General features: G+C 62.9%; 12 protein-coding genes. 3 read left to right on the top strand and 9 right to left on the bottom strand.

Going from position 1 to position 21,724, the window contains the following annotated elements:
- Positions 1 to 59: 59 nt before the first annotated feature.
- The 6 genes from selO to betI form a co-directional block, all read right to left on the bottom strand.
- Positions 60 to 1,520, bottom strand: a complete 1,461-nt coding sequence (selO, locus tag AB5975_08280) for a protein adenylyltransferase SelO (GenBank protein XDR21815.1) — start codon at positions 1,518 to 1,520, stop codon at positions 60 to 62.
- Positions 1,521 to 1,565: 45 nt separating this feature from the next.
- On the bottom strand, positions 1,566 to 4,874 hold the full coding sequence (gene mscK, locus AB5975_08275) for a mechanosensitive channel MscK (GenBank protein ID XDR21814.1): 3,309 nt from the start codon (positions 4,872 to 4,874) through the stop codon (positions 1,566 to 1,568).
- Positions 4,875 to 4,909: 35 nt separating this feature from the next.
- A complete protein-coding gene (locus AB5975_08270) occupies positions 4,910 to 6,652 on the bottom strand; it encodes a potassium/proton antiporter (protein XDR21813.1) in 1,743 nt (580 codons plus the stop codon).
- Positions 6,653 to 6,918: 266 nt separating this feature from the next.
- On the bottom strand, positions 6,919 to 8,616 hold the full coding sequence (betA, locus tag AB5975_08265) for a choline dehydrogenase (protein ID XDR21812.1): 1,698 nt from the start codon (positions 8,614 to 8,616) through the stop codon (positions 6,919 to 6,921).
- Between the two features lie 77 nt (positions 8,617 to 8,693).
- On the bottom strand, positions 8,694 to 10,166 hold the full coding sequence (gene betB, locus AB5975_08260) for a betaine-aldehyde dehydrogenase (GenBank protein ID XDR21811.1): 1,473 nt from the start codon (positions 10,164 to 10,166) through the stop codon (positions 8,694 to 8,696).
- Between the two features lie 39 nt (positions 10,167 to 10,205).
- Positions 10,206 to 10,862, bottom strand: a complete 657-nt coding sequence (gene betI, locus AB5975_08255) for a transcriptional regulator BetI (GenBank protein XDR21810.1) — start codon at positions 10,860 to 10,862, stop codon at positions 10,206 to 10,208.
- Between the two features lie 533 nt (positions 10,863 to 11,395).
- Here betI and AB5975_08250 point away from each other — a divergent pair.
- The 3 genes from AB5975_08250 (at position 11,396) to AB5975_08240 (ending at position 18,189) form a co-directional block, all read left to right on the top strand.
- Complete coding sequence (locus AB5975_08250) at positions 11,396 to 13,342, top strand: BCCT family transporter (GenBank protein XDR22942.1); 1,947 nt, start codon at positions 11,396 to 11,398, stop codon at positions 13,340 to 13,342.
- A gap of 168 nt (positions 13,343 to 13,510) precedes the next feature.
- A complete protein-coding gene (locus tag AB5975_08245) occupies positions 13,511 to 16,312 on the top strand; it encodes a DUF6543 domain-containing protein (GenBank protein XDR21809.1) in 2,802 nt (933 codons plus the stop codon).
- The gene (locus AB5975_08240) at positions 16,309 to 18,189 is read left to right on the top strand and encodes a hypothetical protein (GenBank protein ID XDR21808.1); all 1,881 of its coding nucleotides are present in this window, start codon (positions 16,309 to 16,311) and stop codon (positions 18,187 to 18,189) included. The genes AB5975_08245 and AB5975_08240 overlap by 4 nt, the downstream gene beginning before the upstream one ends.
- Positions 18,190 to 18,236: 47 nt before the next feature.
- Here the strand turns inward: AB5975_08240 and AB5975_08235 are convergent, their stop codons facing one another.
- The 3 genes from AB5975_08235 to AB5975_08225 form a co-directional block, all read right to left on the bottom strand.
- Positions 18,237 to 19,004, bottom strand: a complete 768-nt coding sequence (locus AB5975_08235) for a divergent polysaccharide deacetylase family protein (protein ID XDR21807.1) — start codon at positions 19,002 to 19,004, stop codon at positions 18,237 to 18,239.
- A gap of 8 nt (positions 19,005 to 19,012) precedes the next feature.
- Positions 19,013 to 20,329, bottom strand: a complete 1,317-nt coding sequence (locus tag AB5975_08230; GenBank protein XDR21806.1) for a S41 family peptidase — start codon at positions 20,327 to 20,329, stop codon at positions 19,013 to 19,015.
- Between the two features lie 78 nt (positions 20,330 to 20,407).
- Positions 20,408 to 21,724 carry a murein hydrolase activator EnvC gene (locus AB5975_08225; protein XDR21805.1) on the bottom strand — a complete coding sequence of 439 codons (1,317 nt, stop codon included), beginning with the start codon at positions 21,722 to 21,724 and terminating at the stop codon, positions 20,408 to 20,410.

Here is a 21,724-nt window from a genome sequence, read left to right as displayed (position 1 = left end):
TAGGGGCTGCTTTGCAGCCCATCGCGACACAAGGCCGCTCCCACAGGGTTTGGCGTTAATCAGGAGGAGCAGCTGATTTCCAGGTGCTTGCCCCATTCTGGTGGCCGTTCGGCGTAGGCCTGCATACCGGGTTGTTCTTCGAAGGGGTGGCTAAGCACTTGATGCAGCCGACGCACTTCACTGTAATCACCCGCTTCTGCCGCTTCGATGGCTTTCTGCGCCAGGTAGTTGCGCAACACGTACAGCGGGTTCACCGCATGCATCCGCTCGCGGCGGCCTTCGGCATTACCGGGTTCGCGATCACAACGGGCCAGGTAGTCCGCGCCCCAGGCATCGAAAGCGGCCAGGTCGATAAAGTCGTCGCGCACCACCTTGAGTGCGTCTGCCGCCGGCTGTTCGCCCAGCTTGCGGAAGAACAGGCTGTAGTCCACGCCACCACGCTGCATGCATTGCAGCAGTCGCTCGACCAGCGCCATGTCGTCTTCTTCGGCAGTGGTCAGGCCCAAGCGTCGGCGCATCAGGTCCAGGTAATGGGCCTGGTACAGCGGCAGGAACAGCCCCAACGTTTCCTTCAGTGGCTCAACCTCGATCACCGTGGTCAATGCCTGAGCCAGCGCGCTGAGGTTCCAGTGGGCGATGGGCACCTGGTTGGCGTAGCTGTAGCGGCCTCGGTCGTCGGAGTGGTTGCAGATGAAGTTGGCATCGAAGTCGTCGAGGAAGGCATACGGGCCGAAGTCGAAGGTGATGCCCAGGATCGACATGTTGTCGGTGTTCATCACCCCGTGGCAAAAGCCGTAGGCCTGCCAGCGGGCGATCAGTTCGGCGTTGCGCTCGACAATGGTGCGGAACATGGCCAGGTAGGGCTGCTCGGCATCACGGCATTCGGGGTAGTGCTGCTCCAGTACATGGTCGATCAGCACACGCTGCTGCTCGGGTTGCTTGGTGTAGTAGAAGTATTCGAAATGACCGAAGCGCACATGGCTCTGTGCCAGGCGCGTGAGCATGGCGGCGCTTTCGCGGGTTTCGCGCCACACCGGGGTGCTGGAGCCGATCACGCACAGCGCCCGGCTGGTGGGGATACCGAGGGCGTGCAGGGCTTCGGAGGCGAGAAATTCGCGGATCGACGAGCGCAGCACGGCACGGCCGTCACCCATGCGCGAGTACGGCGTTTGGCCGGCGCCTTTGAGGTGCAGGTCCCAGTGTTCACCTGCATCGTTCAGTACTTCGGCCAGCAGCAGGCCACGGCCGTCGCCCAGGCGCGGGTTGTACGAGCCGAACTGGTGGCCGGAATAGACCATCGCCCGAGGGTCGGCCTCTTCCCACAGCTTGTGCCCGCTGAACAACTCGGCGAACACCGGAAGCTCGGCGTGAGCGGGGTCGAGGTCGAGCAGCGCCATGGCCGATTCGCTTGCCACGACCAACCGCGGCTCGGCGATGGGCTCAGGCAGCACCTGGGTGGAAAACGCGTCGCCCAGGCGGGCGAAGCGGTTGTCGAAGCTGAGTTGGTCGAGGGCTTTCACGGGCTGCTCCTGGGGTTCAGCACAGAATAAAGCATTCGAGCCCACTCAGGCCTGTGCAGTGCCATCCGGCTTAGGTTGCTCCAGCGGAATAACCTGCTGTTTGCCGCCCTTCTGGTCCATCAGGAACACCTCGACCTGGCGCACCGAGATCTTGATGTTGTGTGCCTTGAACTCGCGGTTGATGTAACGGTTGATTTCGTCCAGCGTCGGGTTGCGATCGCCCAGGTCACGTACGTGCATGCGCAACTCGTGGTCCAGCGAGCTCTCGCCAAAGTTGAGGAAGTACACGATCGGCTCTGGGTCCTTGAGCACTCGTGGGTTCTCGTGTGCGCCCTTGAGCAGCAGTTCGCGCACCAGGTCGAGGTCGGAGCCGTAGTCGATGCCCAGCTTCAGCGTCACCCGGGTGACCGTGTCGGTCAGCGACCAGTTGATCAGCTGGCCGGTGATGAAGGTCTTGTTGGGGACGATGATGTCCTTGCGGTCGAAGTCGGTGATGGTGGTGGCACGGATGCGGATCTTGCTCACCGTGCCGGACAGGTTGCCGATGGTGATGGTGTCGCCAATTCGCACCGGGCGCTCGAACAGGATCATGATGCCGGAGATGAAGTTGGCGAAAATTTCCTGCATGCCGAAGCCCAGGCCCACCGACAGCGCGGCCACCAGCCACTGCAGCTTGTCCCAGCTCACCCCCAGGGTCGACAGGGTGCTGACGATCCCGACACCGACGATGGTGTACGACAGCAGCGTGGTGGTGGCGTAGGCACTGCCCTGGGCCAGGTTCAGGCGTGACAGCACCAGTACTTCCAGCAGGCCTGGCAAGTTGCCGGCCAGGGCGAAGGTGATGCCGACGATCACCAGCGCGCCCAGCAGGTCGCCGAGGCTGATAGGCACCATGCTGGCGGCCGCGCCGGTGCCGCTGGTGTATTCGTACAGTACGAAGTTGTTGAGGTAGGCGAACACCGAGATCAAGTCTGACCACACCCAGTACAGGCCGGCGATGAAGCCGCCGAGCAGGGCCAGGCGGATCAGGCGCAGTGACTGCTGGTTGACCTGTTCGATGTCCAGCGTTGGCTCTTCGGTGATGACCTCGCCGTCCAGCCCTTCCTTGGCCGCCGCACGCTTGCTCAGCGCACGCTGGTAGGCCAGGCGCCGTGCCGCTACCGACAGGCCACGCACGAACGCGGCCTCGATCACCAGCCAGAACAGCAGCAGGTACAGGGTGTAGATCAACCGGTCGGTGAGCTTCAGCGCGGTGTAGTAGTAGCCGAAGCACACGGCAACGAACAGGGCGATGGGCAGGGCGGTGAACGCTACGCCCACGGCCCTGCGGAACAACGAGGTGTCACGGTGCGCGGGGCTGCTGAGCAGCAGGCGGCTGAGCAGCCAGGCCATCAGCGCATAGCAGGTCAGCACCACGCCGATGCCCAGCACGTCGTCGGCCAGCGCCGACGGCTGGTGCTCGGCCACTGCCACCACGCCAACCAGCGCCAGCACCACGGTGCCCAGGCGGCGTACCCAGCCGCGCAGGAACTCGACCTGTGGCTTGTGCCAGCGGAAGTGAATTTCTGCCACGCCACCGGGGGCGAGAATGCGGTAGGCGGTGTAGAACACCAGCCAGGCCTGGGCCAGTTGCCAGAGCGCGGCGCCCAGGTTGGCATTCTGCCCACGGGCGTCGATCTGCAAAGCGTAGCTGCACAGTGCCAGGCCAAGGCTGACCGGCATCGCCAGCAGGATGTTGATGAGAATCGCCTGGGGCGTGTGCCACTGGCTGTCACGGCGGAAGTGGCCGATGTCCTGGTGCACCTTGCCCAGCCGTTGGTACAGGTACTTGCGCCGCCACAGCAGGGCGCCGATCACCAGCAGCAGTGGCAGGAACAACAGTGGGCGCTGGCTAAGGCCGTCGGCCAGTTCCTTCAGGCCCGAGCCCCACGGCAGGTTGGCAACTTGGTCGGCAAGACGCTCCGGCACATAACGCAGCCAGTCCCAGTCCAGCGGCTTGTTGCTGGGGATCCAGAACATCTGTTCGTCGAGGGTGGTGCGCAGGCTCTGCGCGGTGCCCAGCAACTGCTTCTGGTTGAGCTGCAGGGTGATCGATTCATTGAGCAGCGCCGACAGCTCGCGGTTCAGCCGCTCCAGCAGGTCGCTGCGGGTGATGGCCACTTCCAGCAGGGCCTTGCGCAGCTGCGGAGTCACATCTTCCTGCGGTTGCGCGGCCAGCAGCTTGTCGACGTAGGTGACCGGGCTGCTCATCTGCTCGCGTTGCTGGTTGACCTCGAACTGGTACAAGCGGGTGTCGGCGATCTGGTCGGCCAGGTCGCGGTCTACCTTCAGGTGCGGCAGGGTCTGCTTCTGTTTGTAGAGGATCTTCGACAGCAAAAGGCTGCCCTTGAGCACGTTGATCTGCTCGTCCAGCGCCTGGTCGGCCTGGGTCAGGCTGTCGAGCTGCTGCTTGGTGCGCAGGTTCTGCTGGGTCAACTCGTTGAGGCGGTCGGTGCTCTTGAGCAGGTAGTCGGAGAGCTTGAGGTTGACCGCGCTTTCGGTGGCCAACAGGCTGCTGCCGCCGGCCTTCTGCGCCTCGATCGACTGCTGGGTGACCGCCTCCTGGGACTGAGCCAGGCGCTTGTCGTTGATCAGCGTCTGCAAGTCCTGGATCTCCTGCTCCAGGCGCGCGGCGCGCTCGATCAGCAGGTCGTGACGCGCATTGCCGAGGTCTTGCAGCAGGCTGTTGCCAGCCAGTTCCTGGCGGCGCAGCAGCGTCAGTGCGTTGAGCGAGGCCAGCTCGGCATTGAGTTGGTTGCGCTGGTCGGCATTGATGGACTTGCCTCCGTCCTTGCCGGTTTTGAGGATATTGTTGATTTGCTGAGTGCGGGTCTGGCTGCTGCTGATTTCGGCCTGGGCGCGCTCGGGGCGGGTTTGCGAGTTGATGATCAGGCTGTTGGCTTCGGACAGCGCCTTTTGCAGCTCGCCCTGCTGGGTGTTGCGCTCGCTGAGCATCTGTTCGAGCTGCGGCACGGTCAGCGTTGCGTAACGCTGCGCGACAGGCAGGGCTTTGCTTTCCTTGAGCCTGGCCAGTTCTTTCTGGTTGTCGCTGGTTTCTTTCGGCGCACTGGTCAGTTGCTGCTTGAGCGCGGCAAGCTTCTTTTCGTTGTCTTCCTTGCTGGCGAGCAGGCTCAACGTTTGTTCGAGCACCTGCTGCAGGGCTTTCTGGTCGGCCTCGGGCAGCTTGCGCTCGGCGATCTTGTCGAGGCTGTTCTGAATGCTGGCGGTGGTCGGGGCTTCTGCCGCGTAGGCCGCAAAAGGGAGAGACAGGCACAGCCCGAGCAGGGCTGTGCGAAGGTACGCGCGCAGGGACATAGGCAGACTACTTGTGGATCCGGCAGAAACGAAGTTTAGAGGAACAATCCTGGTCCGGGTCGCGTTCCTTCGGGGAATCTGACGCCTACTTTCTGGATCTTGTTCCCGTCCATGGTCGCCACGGTCCAGATCGTGCCATGCCATTCGACCTGGTCACCTACTACTGGAGCGCCTCCGACCTTTTGTCGGATGAACTGTGCCAGCGGCATTTTCGCGTCCAGGCCATCGAGTTTCAGGCCGTACAACGCTGCCACCGCACCCAGTTCGGCATCGCCTTCGAGCACGAAGTCGCCGAAGAAACGCAGGTCCAGGCCACGCTGTGGCGCCTGGCTGAACAGTTTGCCCAGGGCTGGCAGGTTGTGCTCGTGGCCGATCACGCAGAGCATGTCGCCAACTTCCAGCACGGTACTGCCCGACGGGTGCAGCAATTGCTCGTTGCGGAACAGGGCGGCAATACGTGTGCCCTCGGGCATTTTCAGCTCGCGCAGGGCGGCCCCGATACACCATTTTTCGGCGCCCAGACGGTACACGAACAGCTCCCATTCGCTGGTGACGTGCACTTCCAGGGCGGAGCGGGAGATCGGTGCCGGGTCTGGTGGTACGGTCACTTTCAGCAGCTTGGCCATCCACGGCAGGCTGGTGCCTTGTACCAGCAGTGACACCAGCACGATGAAGAATGCCAGGTTGAAGAACAGCTGGGCGTCCGGCAGGCCGGCCATCAGCGGGAACACCGCCAGAATGATCGGCACCGCGCCGCGCAGGCCAACCCAGGAAATAAAGCCCTTTTCGCGGCCATGGAAGGCCTTGAACGGCAGCAGTGCAGCGACCACCGACAGTGGCCGCGCCACCAGGATCATCCACAGCGCCAGGCCCAATGCCGGCAGGGCAATGGGCAGCAGGTCGTGCGGGGTGACCAGCAGCCCCAGCACCAGGAACATGCCGATCTGGGCCAGCCAGGCCATGCCGTCGAGCATGTGCAGAATGCCGTGGCGGCTGCGAATTGGCTTGTTGCCCAGCACCAGGCCGCACAGGTACACGGCGAGGAAGCCGCTGCCGTGCAAGGCGTTGGTCAGCGAGAACACCACCAGGCCGCCGGCCACGACCAGAATCGGGTACAGGCCGCCGGCCAGGTTGATGCGGTTGACCAGTTGCAGCATCAGCCAGCCGCCGCCCAGGCCCAACAGCCCGCCGATGCCGAACTCGCGCAGCAAGTGGCCCAGCAGGCTCCAGTGCAGGCCGGTCTGGCCGCTGGCGATCATGTCGATCAGGGTAACGGTGAGGAACACCGCCATCGGGTCGTTGCTGCCCGACTCGATCTCCAGGGTGGCGGTAACCCGCTCATTCAGGCCTTTGCCGCCCAGCAGCGAGAACACCGCAGCGGCGTCGGTGGAGCCAACGATGGCGCCGATCAGCAGGCCTTGGATCAAGCTCAGGTTGAACAGCCAGGCGGCAACCAGGCCGGTGAGGGCGGTGGTGATCATCACCCCGACCGTGGCCAGCGACAGCGCCGGCCACAGTGCCACGCGGAAGCTTGCCACCCGCGTGCGCAGGCCGCCGTCAAGCAGGATCACGGCCAGTGCCAGGTTGCCCACCAGGTAGGCGGTTGGGTAGTTGTTGAAGATGATGCCGCCACCATCGACACCGGCGACCATGCCGACCGCGAGGATGATGACCAGAATAGGGATACCCAGGCGCGACGACAGCGAACTGACCAGGATACTTGCGCCCACCAGCAATGCGCCGATCAGGAACAGGCTGTTGATGGTGCTTGCATCCAAAGGCAGGTACTCCGGGACAACGGGCGGGAGGAGGCTTGATAGCGTGTCGCTAGCAGGTCGCGTGCCAATCGATTCTAACCTGATGAATTGGCAGCATGTAAAGCGTTTCTGCAGATGTGCAAAAGGCACCGCAGTGGGTGCCTTTCCGTGTGTTGCCTGGGCGGGCCTCTTCGCGGGCACGCCCGCTCCCACAGGATTTTCACAATACTTGAGATTTGTGATGTCCGTGTGGGAGCGGGTTTACCCGCGAAAAGGCCGGTGCAGGTTTACGCCTGCTTCACTTCACGCATCGGCTTGCCTTTCACCGGTGCATCACCCGCCACATAGTACTTGGCGGTGCTGCGCGGCAACGGCTTGCGGCCGCGGATCTTGTCCGAAATTTTCTCGGCGATCATGATCGTGGTGGCGTTGAGGTTGCCGGTGATGATCAGCGGCATGATCGACGCATCGACCACACGCAGGCCCTTCATGCCATGCACGCGGCCTTCGCCATCGACCACTGCCATGTCGTCGGTGCCCATCTTGCACGAGCAGGACGGGTGGAAGGCGGTTTCGGCGTGCTCGCGGATGAACTTGTCCAGCTGCTCGTCGGTTTGCACGTCGGCGCCTGGGCTGATTTCGCGGCCACGGTACGGGTCCAGCGCCGGCTGGGCCATGATTTCGCGGGTCAGGCGGATACCGTCGCGGAACTCCTGCCAGTCCTGCTCGGTGGACATGTAGTTGAACAGGATGCTTGGGTGCTGGCGCGGGTCTTTCGACTTGGCCTGGATGCGGCCGCGGGCAGGCGAGCGCATGGAGCCCATGTGCGCCTGGAAGCCGTGTTCCTTCACGCCATTGGAGCCGTTGTAGTTAATGGCGACTGGCAGGAAGTGGTACTGAATGTTCGGCCACTTGAACTCAGGGCGGGTACGGATGAAACCACCGGCCTCGAACTGGTTGCTGGCGCCGATACCGGTGCCTTTGAACATCCACTCTGCACCGATGGCTGGCTGGTTCCACCAAAGCAGCGATGGGTACAGCGATACCGGTTGGGTGCAGGCGTACTGCAGGTACAGCTCAAGGTGGTCCTGCAGGTTTTCGCCAACGCCCGGCAGATCGTGCACAACCGGGATGTCGAGGCTTTCCAGCAGGGCGCGCGGGCCAACGCCGGAGCGCTGCAGCAGCTGCGGCGAGGCGATGGCGCCGGAGCTGACGATCACTTCCTTGCGGGCGCGGGCTTCAACGCGCTCTTCACTGTCGCCGACCAGGTAGGTCACGCCTACGGCGCGCTTGCCGTCGAACAGCACGCGGTCGCTCAGAGCGTGGGTGACGATGGTCAGGTTCGGGCGCTTCTTGGCCTGGTCCAGGTAGCCACGGGCGGTGCTGGAACGGCGGCCGTTCTTGGTGACCGAACGGTCCATCGGGCCGAAGCCTTCCTGCTGGTAGCCGTTGAGGTCTTCGGTGCGTGGGTAACCGGCTTGTACGCCGGCTTCAACCATGGCGTGGAACAACGGGTTGTTGCCAGCCTTCGGCGTGGCGACGCTGACCGGGCCTTCGCCACCGTGGTAGTCGTTCGGGCCGATGTCGCGGGTTTCGGCTTTGCGGAAGTAGGGCAGGCAGTCCAGGTAGGTCCAGTCTTGCAGGCCTGGCAGTTCTGCCCAGCCGTCGAAGTCCATGGCGTTGCCACGGATGTAGCACATGCCGTTGATCAGCGACGAGCCACCCAGGCCTTTGCCACGGCCACATTCCATGCGGCGGCCGTCCATGTGCGGCTCGGGATCGGTCTCGTAGGCCCAGTTGTAGCGGCGGCCCTGCAGCGGGAAGGCCAGGGCAGCTGGCATCTGGGTGCGGAAGTCGAAGCGGTAATCAGGGCCACCGGCTTCAAGCAGCAGGACGGTGACGCCGGCGTCTTCGGTCAGGCGGGTAGCCAGGGTGTTACCGGCCGAGCCGGCACCGACGATGATGTAATCGAATTCTTGGGACATGAAAGTACCCTCGTGTTGGCGGTGATCAGGGAGCGGGAACGCCCGTGCACAGAGGCACGGGCGTGGCTAGACAGGGTTTAGAAAACCGAGTTGTAGCCGCCCAGCTCAACCTGGACCGACTTGATGCGAGTGTATTGAGCCAGCGAGCTGACGCCGTTCTCACGGCCAACGCCCGACTGCTTGTAGCCACCGACCGGCATTTCGGCCGGCGATTCACCCCAGGCGTTGATCCAGCAGATACCGGCTTCGAGCTTGTGGATGATGCGGTGGGCGCGGGTGATGTCGTTGGTGCACACACCGGCAGCCAGGCCGTACTCGGTGTCGTTGGCGCGACGGATCACTTCTTCTTCGGTCTCGTAGGACAGAATGCTCATGACCGGGCCGAAGATCTCTTCCTTGACGATGGTCATGTCGTCGCTGCAATCGGTGAACACGGTCGGGGCCACGAAGGCGCCCTTGGCGAATTCGCCTTCGGTCAGACGCTCGCCGCCGCACAGGACGCGGGCACCTTCTTCTTTGCCCTTGGCGATGTAGCTCAGCACGTTTTCCATGTGCGCGAAGCTGACCAGCGGGCCGAAGTTGGTGTTTTCGTCTTCCGGGTTGCCAACGCGAATGCGGGCAACGCGCTCGGCGATCTTGGCTTCGAAGGCAGCCTTCATTTCAGCTGGGATGAACACGCGGGTGCCGTTGGTGCACACCTGGCCCGAGCTGTAGAAGTTGGCCATCATGGCGATGTCGGCGGCCTTGTCCAGGTCGGCGTCGGCGCAGATGATCAGTGGCGATTTGCCGCCCAGTTCCATGGTGACTTCCTTCAGCGAGGAGCTGGAGGCGCTGGCCATGACTTTCTTGCCGGTGGTGGTGCCGCCGGTGAAGGACACTTTTTCGATGCGTGGGTGCTCGGTCAGCCAGGTACCGACTTCGCGGCCACTGCCGGTCAGCACGTTGAACACGCCATTCGGCAGGCCGGCTTCGGTGTAGATCTCGGCCAGTTTCAGGGTGGTCAGCGAGGTGACTTCCGACGGCTTGAAGATCATCGCGTTGCCAGCGGCCAGGGCCGGGGCGGATTTCCACAGGGCGATCTGGATCGGGTAGTTCCAGGCGCCGATACCCACGGTCACGCCCAGCGGCTCGCGGCGGGTGTAGACAAAGGACGATTCGCGCAGCGGGATCTGCTCGCCTTCGATGGCCGGTACCAGGCCTGCGTAGTATTCCAGCACATCGGCGCCGGTAACGATGTCGACGTAGCGGGTTTCGGAGTACGACTTGCCGGTGTCCAGGGTTTCCAGCTGAGCCAGTTCATCGTTGCGCTCGCGCAGGATGTCGACAGCGCGGCGCAGGATGCGCGAACGCTGCATGGCGGTCATCGCAGCCCAGACCTTCTGGCCACGCTCGGCGCTTTCCACGGCCTTCTCGACGTCGGCCTCGGTGGCACGCTGTACGTGGGCGAGGACTTCGCCAGTGGCCGGGTTGATGGCTTCGAAAGTGGCATCGCTGCCAGCGTCGACGTAAGCGCCATCAATGTAGAGTTTTTGCGTTCCGAAACGGGCCATAGTGTCCTCGCAAGTGCAGTGTGTGGTTTGGCTAGCGCGTCACGCTCCTGCCGGGTTGGCAAGGGCCGTGCGCGCTTGTTCAGCGGCCTGGTCGTTTGTGCCCAGGGTGTGCTGTTTAGCCAGTTGTAGATCCATGTATTCGTAAGCGATCCGTATTGCCTGGTCGGTGTCGAATGCATCACCCGACAGGGCACCACGCAGCCACAAGCCGTCGATCAAGGCCGCCAGGCCGCGGGCTGCCTTGCGCGCATGGTAGAGCGGCAGGGTGCGGCGGAACTGGCAGCACAGGTTGGAATACAAGCGGTGGTCGTTGATCCGCTGCAACCTGTGCAAATCGGGCTGGTGCATGCTGGAAGCCCAAAAGGCCAACCAGGTTTTCATTGCCGGGCCGTTCACCTGGCTGGCATCGAAGTTGCCCTCGATGATCACTTTCAGGTGGGCACGCGGGCTGTCGTCCGTCAGGGCCTGGCGACGTGCTCTAACGCCTTCGTTGAGCATGCTCATGATGTAACCCATCGTCGCTGCGATCAGGCCATTCTTGTCCCGAAAGTAGTGACTGATGATGCCGTTCGACACACCGGCCAAACGGGCAATCAGCGCAATGCTGGCGTCCCCCAGACCGACCTGATCGACCGCCTGCAATGTGGCTTCGATCAACTGCTGGCGGCGGATGGGTTGCATACCGACCTTGGGCATCTTGCTATCTCCTCAGGCCTGCGAGCAGACGACAGGCGGCTGACTCGGCGAAGGCCAGTCTATTTTGTTTTGATTGAACGTTCAATCAATAAAGAATAAGCTCTGCGACAATTTGTGCCATTGACAGTTTTTCAGGCGGTCGAGAAGGCACGGATTGACACCCCAGGAAATCGCGTAACCCCCGGAATACAAGGCGTTGACGGGCATGAGCGATGCGAAATGCAGATTCTGCCGCGCGGCTTTTGGCCCTGCGGCAGGCCCTTGGAGCGGGCGGGGTGATCTGTGACGAATGCGCGCACCTCTGCGGATGCGTGGCATTTTCAGCAGGCCACCTGTCTGTTTTTTTGCAACGTATCGATTCGGGATCACGGTTTCCAGGGTGCTTTTATAACACCTGACGCAGTGGGGATATTCCACCAATTGCTCGGGAAAGACTGATTAGCCTCCACAGCCGTACTGCCCGGAGCATTCGTGCAATGAGTTCTGCCTCACTTACCAAGCCCCCCGCCGAGAGGGTACGGGTCAACCGCGTGGTGTTCTTCACCTCCGCGCTGATGATCCTTGTTCTGACTGCCTTGCTGATCGCTGTACCCGAAACCGCGGGCCAAGTGCTGGGCGTGGCCCAGAAATGGCTGACGCGTACCTTTGGCTGGTACTACATGCTGGTCATCTGCGGCTACTTGCTGTTCGTCGTCTACCTGGCCTTCTCCGACTACGGCAGCCTCAAGCTGGGTGGCAAGGATGACCAGCCTGACTTCAGCTATGGCGCCTGGGCGGGCATGCTGTTCTCGTCCGGTATCGGTATTTCGCTGCTGTACTTCGGCGCTTCCGAGCCGCTGGACCACTACTTCAACCCACCGGAAGGCACCCCAGCCAGCCTCGAGGCCGCGCGCCAGGGCCTGCAGCTGACCTTCCTGCACTGGGGCCTGCACGGCTGGGCGATCTATGCCCTGGTCGGCCTGGCCGTGGGTTACTTCGCCTACCGCCACAACCAGCCGCTGGCCCTGCGTTCGGCGCTGTACCCGCTGGTCGGCGAGCGTTGGGTCAAGGGTGCTGCCGGCAACGCCGTCGACATCTTTGGCATGTTCGTCACCCTGCTGGGCCTGGTGACCAACCTAGGTATCGGCTCGATGCAGGTATCCTCGGGCCTGGAATACCTGTTCGGCATGGACCACAGCAAGACCAACCTGCTGGTGGTGATCCTGGTCATGGCCGGTGTGGCCACCGTGGCTGCGGTGTCGGGTGTGGAAAACGGCATTCGCCGCCTGTCCAACCTGAACATCATGCTGTTCAGCGGCCTGCTGATCTTCGTGCTGCTGGGCGGTGAAACCCTGCACCTGCTCAACGGCTTCGTGCAGAACGTCGGCGACTACCTGAACGGCATCGTGCTGAAAACCTTCGACCTGTATGTGTACGAAGGCGAAGCCGGCAAGTCCGAGCGCTGGCTGGGCCTGTGGACCGTGTTCTATTGGGCCTGGTGGATCTCCTGGGGCCCATTCGTCGGTATGTTCATTGCCCGTATCTCCAAGGGCCGCACCGTGCGCCAGTTGGTGATGGGTGTGCTGTTGATCCCGCTGGGCTTCACCTTGGCGTGGCTGTCGATCTTCGGCAACACCGCACTGGACTTGGTGATCAACCAGGGCGCCGTGGAGCTGGGCAAGACTGCGCTGGAACAGCCGTCGATGTCGATCTACCAACTGCTGGAATACTTCCCGGCAGCCAAGATCGTGATTGGTGTGGCGGTGTTCGTCGGCTTCGTGCTGTTCCTTACCCCGGCCGACTCCGGTGCGGTGATGATGGCCAACCTGTCGTGCAAAGGCGGCAAGGTCGACGAAGACGCCCCGCACTGGATGGTGGTGTTCTGGTCGGTGGTTATCACCCTGGTCACCATCGGCCTGCTGTTCGCCGGTAACTTCGAGGCCATGCAGACCATGGTGGTGCTGGCGGGCCTGCCGTTCTCGGTGGTGCTGGTACTGTTCATGTTCGGGTTGTACAAGGCCATGAAGCAGGACGTGGCAGTCGAGCAGGAGCGTGCCGAGCTGGCCGCCCGCGGTCGCCGCGGCTTCAGCGAGCGCCTGAGCCAGCTGGAGCTGCAGCCGACCCAGGCCGTGGTGCAGCGGTTCATGGACAAGCAGGTCAGCCCGGCGCTGAAAGAAGCGGCCGCACAGCTGCAGACCCTGGGCTTCGAGGTAGAAACCCGGGTTGGCCAGTCGCGCAACATGATGGGCCTGCGGGTGATGATGGAAGAGGGCAACCCCTTCGTCTACGAAGCCAGCCTGGACGGTTACCTGGCCGCGCCGAGCGAGGCGCCGGTCGAAGGCGAGCCGGAGGTGCAGCAGCGCTTCTACCGCGCCGAGGTGTACCTGCACGACGGCAGCCAGGAATACGACCTGATGGGCTTCACTCGCGAACAAATCGTGCGTGATGTGCTGGATCAGTTCGAAAGCCACCGCCAGTTGCTGGGGCGTGTGTACAGCTGATTGCTGTTGCTGTGAGGCAGAGGCCCGGTTCGAAGGAATCGGGCCTCTTTTGTTTCCTGCAGGTGATCGTTGAGCCGGGTGAATGACTTGTGCAGCATTAATTAGTGCCTCCCGCCTTTCGCGAAAACGCACCCTGGGTGATTCATTCATCACCCAGGGTGACCTCGCATGCCAATCGAAACCAGAACCACACCGGACTACCAGCGCGCGGTGTCGCTGGCGTTCGCTGATCGCCCGACCCTGCGCCAGCTGGCCTCGCAGCAGGCCTTGCAAGTGCTGGCTGCGCATCTAGGTAGCATTGCCGCTGCCGAGTTACCGGATGCAGGCCCTGTCATCCTGGATATCCCCTACGACGGGGCTGTCACTGGCCAGTACCGCCCTTATGATTCCTGGTTTTCGCGGCCACTGGTCGATGCCTTGCTCGATGCCCTGCGCCAGGGCTGCACGTTGGAGGCGATGGGGCTGGCAGGTGGAACTTTCTCTGTCCGGGTTGCACTGCCGTACGTTATGCGTAATACCGCCGGCGAGCCGTTGGAATTTACCTCGGTAGCTGCGGACGGCGTACTGGCTGAGCTGAACCGACTGGTGTCGACACTGCCAGAGCGGTTTCGCCAGGCCCAGGTCGCCTATTGGGCGGCCGTCGGCTTCCATGGCGTTAGCCGGGATCGCTGGCTTGCGCAGGTCATCAAGTCGACCCTGCTGCAAAGCCTGCCCCTGCAAGACCTCGATGCCCAGCAACGTGACTGCGTATTGGGGCTGCTCAAGGGTGGGGCGCAGCTACCTTCGGTGTTCAGCGTCGAGGTGCAACTGAATGATGGCGCTGACAGCGTCGACCTTTTGCAGACGCAACTGCTTGTGCGCGGTGAGTGGGACGAAAGCGAGCAGGTGCTGTGGTGTGCCCCCAGTGGGGTGGTCAAAGGGTTTTCCGGCTACGATGCCTTCGCCACCGCATTGCGCGATGAGTTGGCCGAGACCCAGCGTTTTACCTCGTTGACTTGGCGCCGCCATGAATGCACTGGCGACGTGTTTTCCGTGCAGTGCACCCTGTTGCTTGAGCGCATGCTGGGCCAGGTGGATCGCTGGCAGGTTTCGACGTTCAATGATGTGGCGTCGCTTGAGCATTTCTATTCGAGCGCCAGCGACCCCGCGCAGTGGTTCATCGCGGGTTATCACGCAGCGGACGAGGCCGACGTTTCGACCCCTTTGGGGCTCTACCGCGCACAGGCGCAGGATAAATTCGCGTTCCAGCGCGGGCTGTTCGAGCTGGCTTTGGCGCAGGCCGAGTCGCTAGGCAGCTCTGCCCTCGAGGGTGTCGAGGACCTGCACAGCTACACTGATGCGCAGCTCAGGCAGCAGATGCTGCTGGATCAACCCGATGAAACGAACTACCACGCCGCCGATTTGCTGCTGACCCTGACCACAGCGCGGGGCGTGCCCGGAGGGGTGGGTGTGGGGCCTGGGGATGGCGTCATCGAAACCCGCAGCATCACGCTGACCGAATTTGCCATCGGCAACCTGAGCGTGCTGGGCGATGCGGTGATCACGAAAATCGAGCATCGTGACGAGCAACTGATCGCCCCCTGGTTGACCGGCGACTATCTACGATCACTGGTCGAGCGTGTCGATATCGGCGGTCGCTATCCCACCTATGTATCCGAACAGCTCGACCCCGCCCTGCAGCCAGAGCGGGTCACCCGCTTTGCCCGCGAATGGCGCTGCTCCCTGCTGTTCAGTGCCCTCAGCGCCAAGCTGGGCGGCACGCTGAGTGAGGTAGGTCTGCAAGCTATCGTCGACTACTGTGCCGGACGGTTGGATGCCCAGCGCCCCCGAACCACGCTCATGCCGCTGGCGTTTCAGCGTGCGGTGGATCATCCGGCTCCGGATCTGGTCATGGGCATGTTCGTGCTGCACTCGGTCGAGCCGTTTTCGTTGGTACTTTATCGGCCGCTGTATGGCCAGCAGGGCTTGACCGAGTTTTCGGGCTTTGAGGCGCTGATGGAGGCGGTTCGCGACAATAAGGCGCTGCGCGAAAGTGTCCTGCAATGGCTCGATCCCCAGGCTCGCGCGGTATACGACCATGGCGGATTCTTCGAGCCACACCTGGGGGCGCCGATCATCGATACTTCGCTGTTGCCGGGCCGGGCAGATCCACCGACCTTAATCCAACTACCCTGGGTAGCGGATGTCGACCGGCTGATGTACGACGGCAATCGCCGCTTGCTGGTCGAGTTGGCCGGCCGGCAATCGGTCTCTACTCGCCAAAGCCGTTGGGCCCTGTTACGGCAGGGCGCCTGGCTGTTGTTCGATGTGGCCACACTGTTGCTGCGCGGGCCGATTGCCACGGTCGCCTGGCTGGCGCAGTCGGTGCTGGGGGCTATGCGCGATGCGCAGGCATTCTCCGAGGGCAGCGCATTCGAGCGCAGCGCGGCGGTGGTGGATGCGCTGCTGAATCTGGGCATGGCGTTGGTGCATGTACGCTTGCCATCGGTCGACCCTGTCGGGCCGACGCGCATGACAAAACCACTGCCACGGCTTGCCATGGCCAGCACGGACAGCGCGCTGGCGGTAATGCCCGTACAAGGCGAGGCGTCTCAGCTGGCCAATCGTACCAGTCAGGTGCTGGATTTCTCCTGGCGAGGTGCACAGGGGGTCAATGTACTGACCTCCCAGCAGCGCACATCGCTTCGCCGTCTGGCTTCGGCCGTGGAACTGACGGGGGTGTCGCCGGATGCCTTGGGGGTCTATCAGGTGCAGGGCCGTCAATACGTCATCCTTGCCGGTGATACCTACCAGGTCGAATTGCAGGGAAGCGCTGCACGCATCGTTGGGCCGCAGGATGCGCATGGGCCCTGGCTTGTCCGGGGCCAGGGAAACTGGCGCATCGATACCGCGCTGAGACTGGTGGGGGCGGGCCGAAGAGTCGCCTGGAGCTGGCGCAAAGGAAGAACAAGAGCGATTTCGAGCAGTTGAACCAGCGCCAGAACGAGTTGCTTGCAGAGCGCAACACCCTGGGCAATTTCTTCGAGGCGAGCAAGGACAAGGTCAAGGCCAAGGAAGCAGAGCTCGATCGGCTGCGCCAGCATGCCCAGTCGATCACCGATTCGAGCCTGGCAGCGAAGTTCGATGAGCGGATTGCCAGCGTCCAGGGGGAAGTTGCCATTGCGAAGGCGCTTTCCCTGGATGACCTCAAGAAGATGGTGGACTGCACCATAAGGTTGGATGACGTGATGACTTCAATGAGTGAGCAGCGCTTTGCGTCTCAGGCGTTGTTCGCTGTGCTGCCCCGTCAGCGGGGCATCATACGTCATGAGTTGATCGATTACGGCGTGGGGTTCTACAACGAAGCCGTGATGCAGGTGAACGAGGCGGATCTGCCTGATGTGCTCAATGGCATGGCCGCCAAGCCGGAGAGTGCCGAAGAGCTCAATCACTATCGGTTTGCCAGGGCGAAGTTGGAAAAGGTGCTGAGCTGGCAGCTGGATCTGATCGAAGTGTCCGAGGTGCTGGATGTGCTGATTGAGAGCTTGCAGAGCGACGGTCTCGTGCTATGGGACGCGGTGCTCGATACGAGGGTGGAGAAGCGTACCGTCCTGAAGTTTCTGCAGGATAGCCGCAAGCTCAGCGGTATCGGCTTGCGCCTGCGGAGCTTGCTGGACCTTGGTGAACTGAGCCTGACGCGTGAGGCCCCGGTGGACGAGCGGGAATTGATTCAGGCGCTGGATTATCTGGCTGGTGACGAGCTCAAGAGTGCAGGCGCCGCCCATGAAGAGTTGATCACCGCCGACGGCCTGCCATTGACCACTCAACAGCAGGTACTGAGCAGTACCTTGGATACCTACCAGAGCACCCGGGCACGCTTGGATTATCTGGCCGAAACATCTCCCGAGCTGTTGGTAGAGGCCAAGGTCGCGCAATACAAGGACGTGCTGCACAGGCTGACCAGCCAGGCCGAACAGCTGCTTGCGCAGGTGGTGCGCGAGCTTGAGCTATCGACTCCGGCGCAGCCCAAGACGCGTCTGTATGCCCAGCGCCCTGGCACCTTGCGCATAGCGCGTACCTATGACGGGCGCAGTGTAGTGGGCGAGGAAGTCGAGGTTTCTGGCGAGCGGGTTGTTCAGCAGCATGATGTCACGGGTCAGGTGCTGCGCACGTTCCGCCAGGACGGCGATAGGTTCGTTGAGCAACGTCCTGCGGTGGCGGAGGAGCAAGGCACCGAAGCAGCCGTCAATGCAGGGCTCGCCAGGGGTAAGGCCAGGGCCGCGCTGAAGCAGGTCGATGGTGTGATTCGTCTTGTGCGCAAGTATGCCAAGGCAGAAGACCCGTTTGGTATCCGTACCATCATCGACCATCATGTCAGCCAGCTGGAGGAGGCTGGGAAGCTGCTGAAGCGGGCTGGCATCGAAAGCGAGTTTGGCAGTCGCCTGGCCGACGACATCGAGCGCCTGGAATCGGTGCAGCGGGATTACCTGATTTCCACTTACACCTCGACCAGCCATCCTTCGGCCAACAGCCTCCGGTTTCTGGTGGAGCAGGAGCAGGTCCGGATCACTCGGACCGTGACCCGCAAGCCACTGGGCGCCGGTGATTTTCTCGATGTGTTCGAGATTCGACGCGTGCCCGCGCCCGGCAAGGCCAAGGGTGCGGGGTTATGGGAAGCACACTTCCACTACCCGGCCGCCGACACGCCTGTGCGGCAGTTCAGCAAGGGACATCTCAAACTGTGGGCGCAGCGCACGCTGGGGCGGGAGGCACAGCTGCGCGCTGCTGCCAGCGCCGGTGAACTGCTGGCCATTTATCGCGGTAATCTGCGCTGGGCGGATGTCGAGGGTCTGATTCCCTTCGAGTGAAGAGCTGGCGCGCACTTACTGCAGGCAAGTGCTTGTGCTACCGGCCTTCAGCGGTTCTGATACACGCCCTGTCGGCCATGTGCCGGCATCGCCTTGTTACTGCGTTCGGCGATCATCTGGCGCAGTGGGATCAGCTCGATGCCTTGGTGTTTGAGACCAGGCATCGCGCTTTCCAGCACTTGCAGCGTCTGCGGGTAGGGATGCCCGATCAGCACAGCCGACCCCTGCTTGCGGGCGAGCGCGACGCCTTGTTGCAACTGGGCGGCGATGGCCTCCGGGGTGCGCACGTCGTCCAGGAATACATCCCGCGACACGTGCGCCAGGCCAATGCGTTGGGCCTCGGCCGCCGCCACGGTGGCGGCGCTGGTGCGGCTGTCGACGAAGAACAGGTGGCGTTGCTGCAGTTCGCCCATCAGCCAGGCCATGGGTTCACGTTGTGCCGTCATGCGGCTGCCCATGTGGTTGTTGATGCCCGCTGCGTAGGGGACTTTGGCCAGGGCGGCTTGCAAGCGGCTGGCAAGTTCCGGCAATGGCGCGCCGGGGTGCCAGGCGTAGGGCCCGGTGGCCGGGTCCATGGGCATGTGCAGGATCACCGTCTTGCCGGCCCTGTGGGCCTGGCGGGCGAAATCGCTGGCGTGGGGGGTGTCGGGCATGATCGCCATCGTGACTGGGCCGGGGAGGGCGAGGGTGCGGTTGTCGCGCTCGCTGCTCTGGCCCAGGTCGTCGATGATGATGCTCAGGTAGGCCTTGGCGGCCGGCGCCGCTTGCGCGACTCCGGCCAACAGGCACAACAACAGACACAGCAGGTAACGCATCGCGTGAATCATTTGCCCGAGGTGATGTTCAGCCCTTTGAGCAGGCTCAGCGCCTGGCTCAGTTGGAAGTCATCGTCCTGCGGACGTTCCTTGCGTTTGCTGCTGCCCGTCGGGCGGTCGGCGCCGCCGTTGCCGTTGCCCAAGTGGCCCTGCAGGTCGGCTTCCTTGAAGTTTTCGGTGTCGACTTCGGCGGTGAGCTTGGCCGGGCGCACCTCGATGTCCGGTACGATGCCCTGGGCCTGGATCGAGCGGCCGTTGGGGGTGTAGTACAAGGCGGTGGTGAGTTTCAGGGCACGGTCGTTGGCCAGCGGCAGCACAGTCTGCACCGAGCCTTTGCCGAAGCTGTCGGTCCCCATCAGCACGGCGCGCTTCTGGTCCTGCAGTGCGCCGGCGACAATTTCCGACGCCGAGGCACTGCCACCGTTGATCAGCACCACCAGGGGTACGCCTTCGCTGGCGTCGGCCGGGTCGGCCGAGAAGCGCAGCTCGGAGTTGGCGATACGGCCCTTGGTGTAGACGATCAGGCCCTTGGTCAGGAAGTGGTCGGCCACTTCCACGGCCGACTGCAGCACGCCACCTGGGTTGTTACGCAGGTCCAGCACTACCCCGCGCAGCTTCTTGCCGTTGTCCTTGCGCAGCTTGGCCAGGGCTTTGCCCACTTCGTCGCCGGTCTTGACCTGGAACTGGGTGATACGGATGTAACCGTAGTCGTTCTCCAGCAGTTGGCTCTTCACGCTCTTGACCTGGATGACCGCGCGGGCCAGGGTCACATCAAACGGGTTGCCGCCATCGCGCACCAGGGTCAGGGTGATTTTTTCGCCGACCTTGCCGCGCATCTTGTCGACCGCTTCGGTCATGGTCTGGCCGCGTGTCGGGGCACCGTTGATCTTGACGATCAGGTCACCCGCCTGCACGCCGGCACGTGAGGCCGGGGTGTCGTCGATCGGCGACACCACCTTGATGAAGCCATCTTCCTGGCCCACTTCGATGCCCAGCCCGCCGAATTCGCCGCTGGTGCTCTCCTGCAGCTCCTGGAAGTCCTCGGGGCCAAGGTAGGCCGAGTGCGGGTCCAGGTTGCTGAGCATGCCCTTGATGGCGTTTTCCAGCAGGGTCTTGTCGTCTACCGGTTCGACGTAGGCGGCCTTGATACGGTCCATGACCTCGGCGAAGGTGCGCAGTTCTTCCAACGGCAGTGGTGCCTTGGCGGTCACCTCGGTGGCGGGCACTGCGGCAGCCTTGGCCGGCTCGGCGGCAGTGGCCAGGGGCGCGCCGACCGCCAGGGCGATGGACAGGGCCAGCTGGGTGAGACGAGGCGAGTGCAGCATGTCGAACGAACTCCTGATCCTGTAAGCGCTCCCTGGGGAGCATCGGCGCAGCACTCAGGCTACGCCGTAGAAATTTGACTAGCCCCGACACCACTGCGAGGGGTCGGTAGGCCGACCCTGCTGGCGAATGGCGAAGTACAAGCCTGCCGCGTCCTGGCCACCGCTGTCGCCAACGGTGGAAATGGCTTCACCAGCCTTGACGATATCACCGGCGCTCTTGAGCAGGCTCTGGTTGTGGCCGTACAGGCTCAGGTAACCGTTGCCATGGTCGAGAATGACCAGAAGCCCGGCGCCGCGCAACCAGTCGGCGAATACCACGCGCCCGCCGTGCACCGCACGTACCTGGGTGCCTGGGTTGGCGCTGATCATCACCCCGTCCCACTTGGCACGGGCATCGCTGCCACGGGCATCACCGAAGCGTGCCAGCAGTCGACCATTGACTGGCCATGGAAGTTTGCCCCGCGCGGCAGAAAAAGCGCCGCCGTAGTTCGCGCCATCGCTGGAAACCAGCGGGCCGAGGGTGGTGCGGGCTTTTTTCGGCGGCTCCACAGGCTCTGCAGGCTCACGGGCTCGGTCGCGTGCGGCGGCGGCGGCCAGCGCTTCCTGCTGGCGGCGCTTTTCCGCTTCCTGCTGCGCCAACAGGGCCTTCTTGCGTGCTTCTTCGGCTTCGCGGGCCTGGCGAGCGAGGGTTTCCTCGATGGTCTTAAGCACCTTGGCCAGGTCGGCCTGGTCCTGTTCGCGCGATTGCAGCTTCTGGTCGCGGTCCTTGACATCGCTGTTGAGCTTGGCCAGTACCTGCTGGCGCTTGCTGCGCTCGGTTTCCAGGGCCTGGCGACGGCTGTCGAGGTCAGCGCGTTGGGCCAGCAGCTGTTGTTGCTGGCTGGCAATGTCCTGCTCGACGTTGGCCAGTTGGCGCAAGGTCTCGTTGAAGGTGCGCAATTGCTCCAGGCGCGCCTTGCTCAGGTAGTCGTAATACGTGAGGGTGCGGGCGAACTTCTCGGGGTTCTGCTGGTTGAGCAGCAGTTTGAGGTATTCCTCGCGACCGTTGTTCTGGTAGGCCGAACGGGCCTGAATGGCGATCAGCCGCTGTTGTTCAACGCGGGCGCTCTGGAGTTTTTTTTTCTCGGTATCAAGGCGCTCCAGCTCGCCTTCAGTCTTTTTTAGTTCTTGCTGCAGGGCCTCCACCTGCTTTTCGAGGTTGCCGATGTCGGTCTCGGTGGCTTTGAGGTCCTTTTGCACACCGGCCTTTTCTTCCTGGAGCTTGCCCAGCGTCTTCTTGAGCTCGGCAATGTCCTGGCGGGTGGCGTCCAGTTGCTGCTGGGTCTGCGCACGCTCATCGGCAATAGCCGGGCTGAGCAGGCAAGACAGGGCTAGGAGAATCAGGGCGCGAAGCAT

The organism is Pseudomonas putida (assembly GCA_041071465.1).
GTDB lineage: Bacteria > Pseudomonadota > Gammaproteobacteria > Pseudomonadales > Pseudomonadaceae > Aquipseudomonas > Aquipseudomonas putida_P.
Note: the sequence above shows the minus strand (reverse complement) of the source record. Positions and strands in the feature narration are given on the sequence as shown.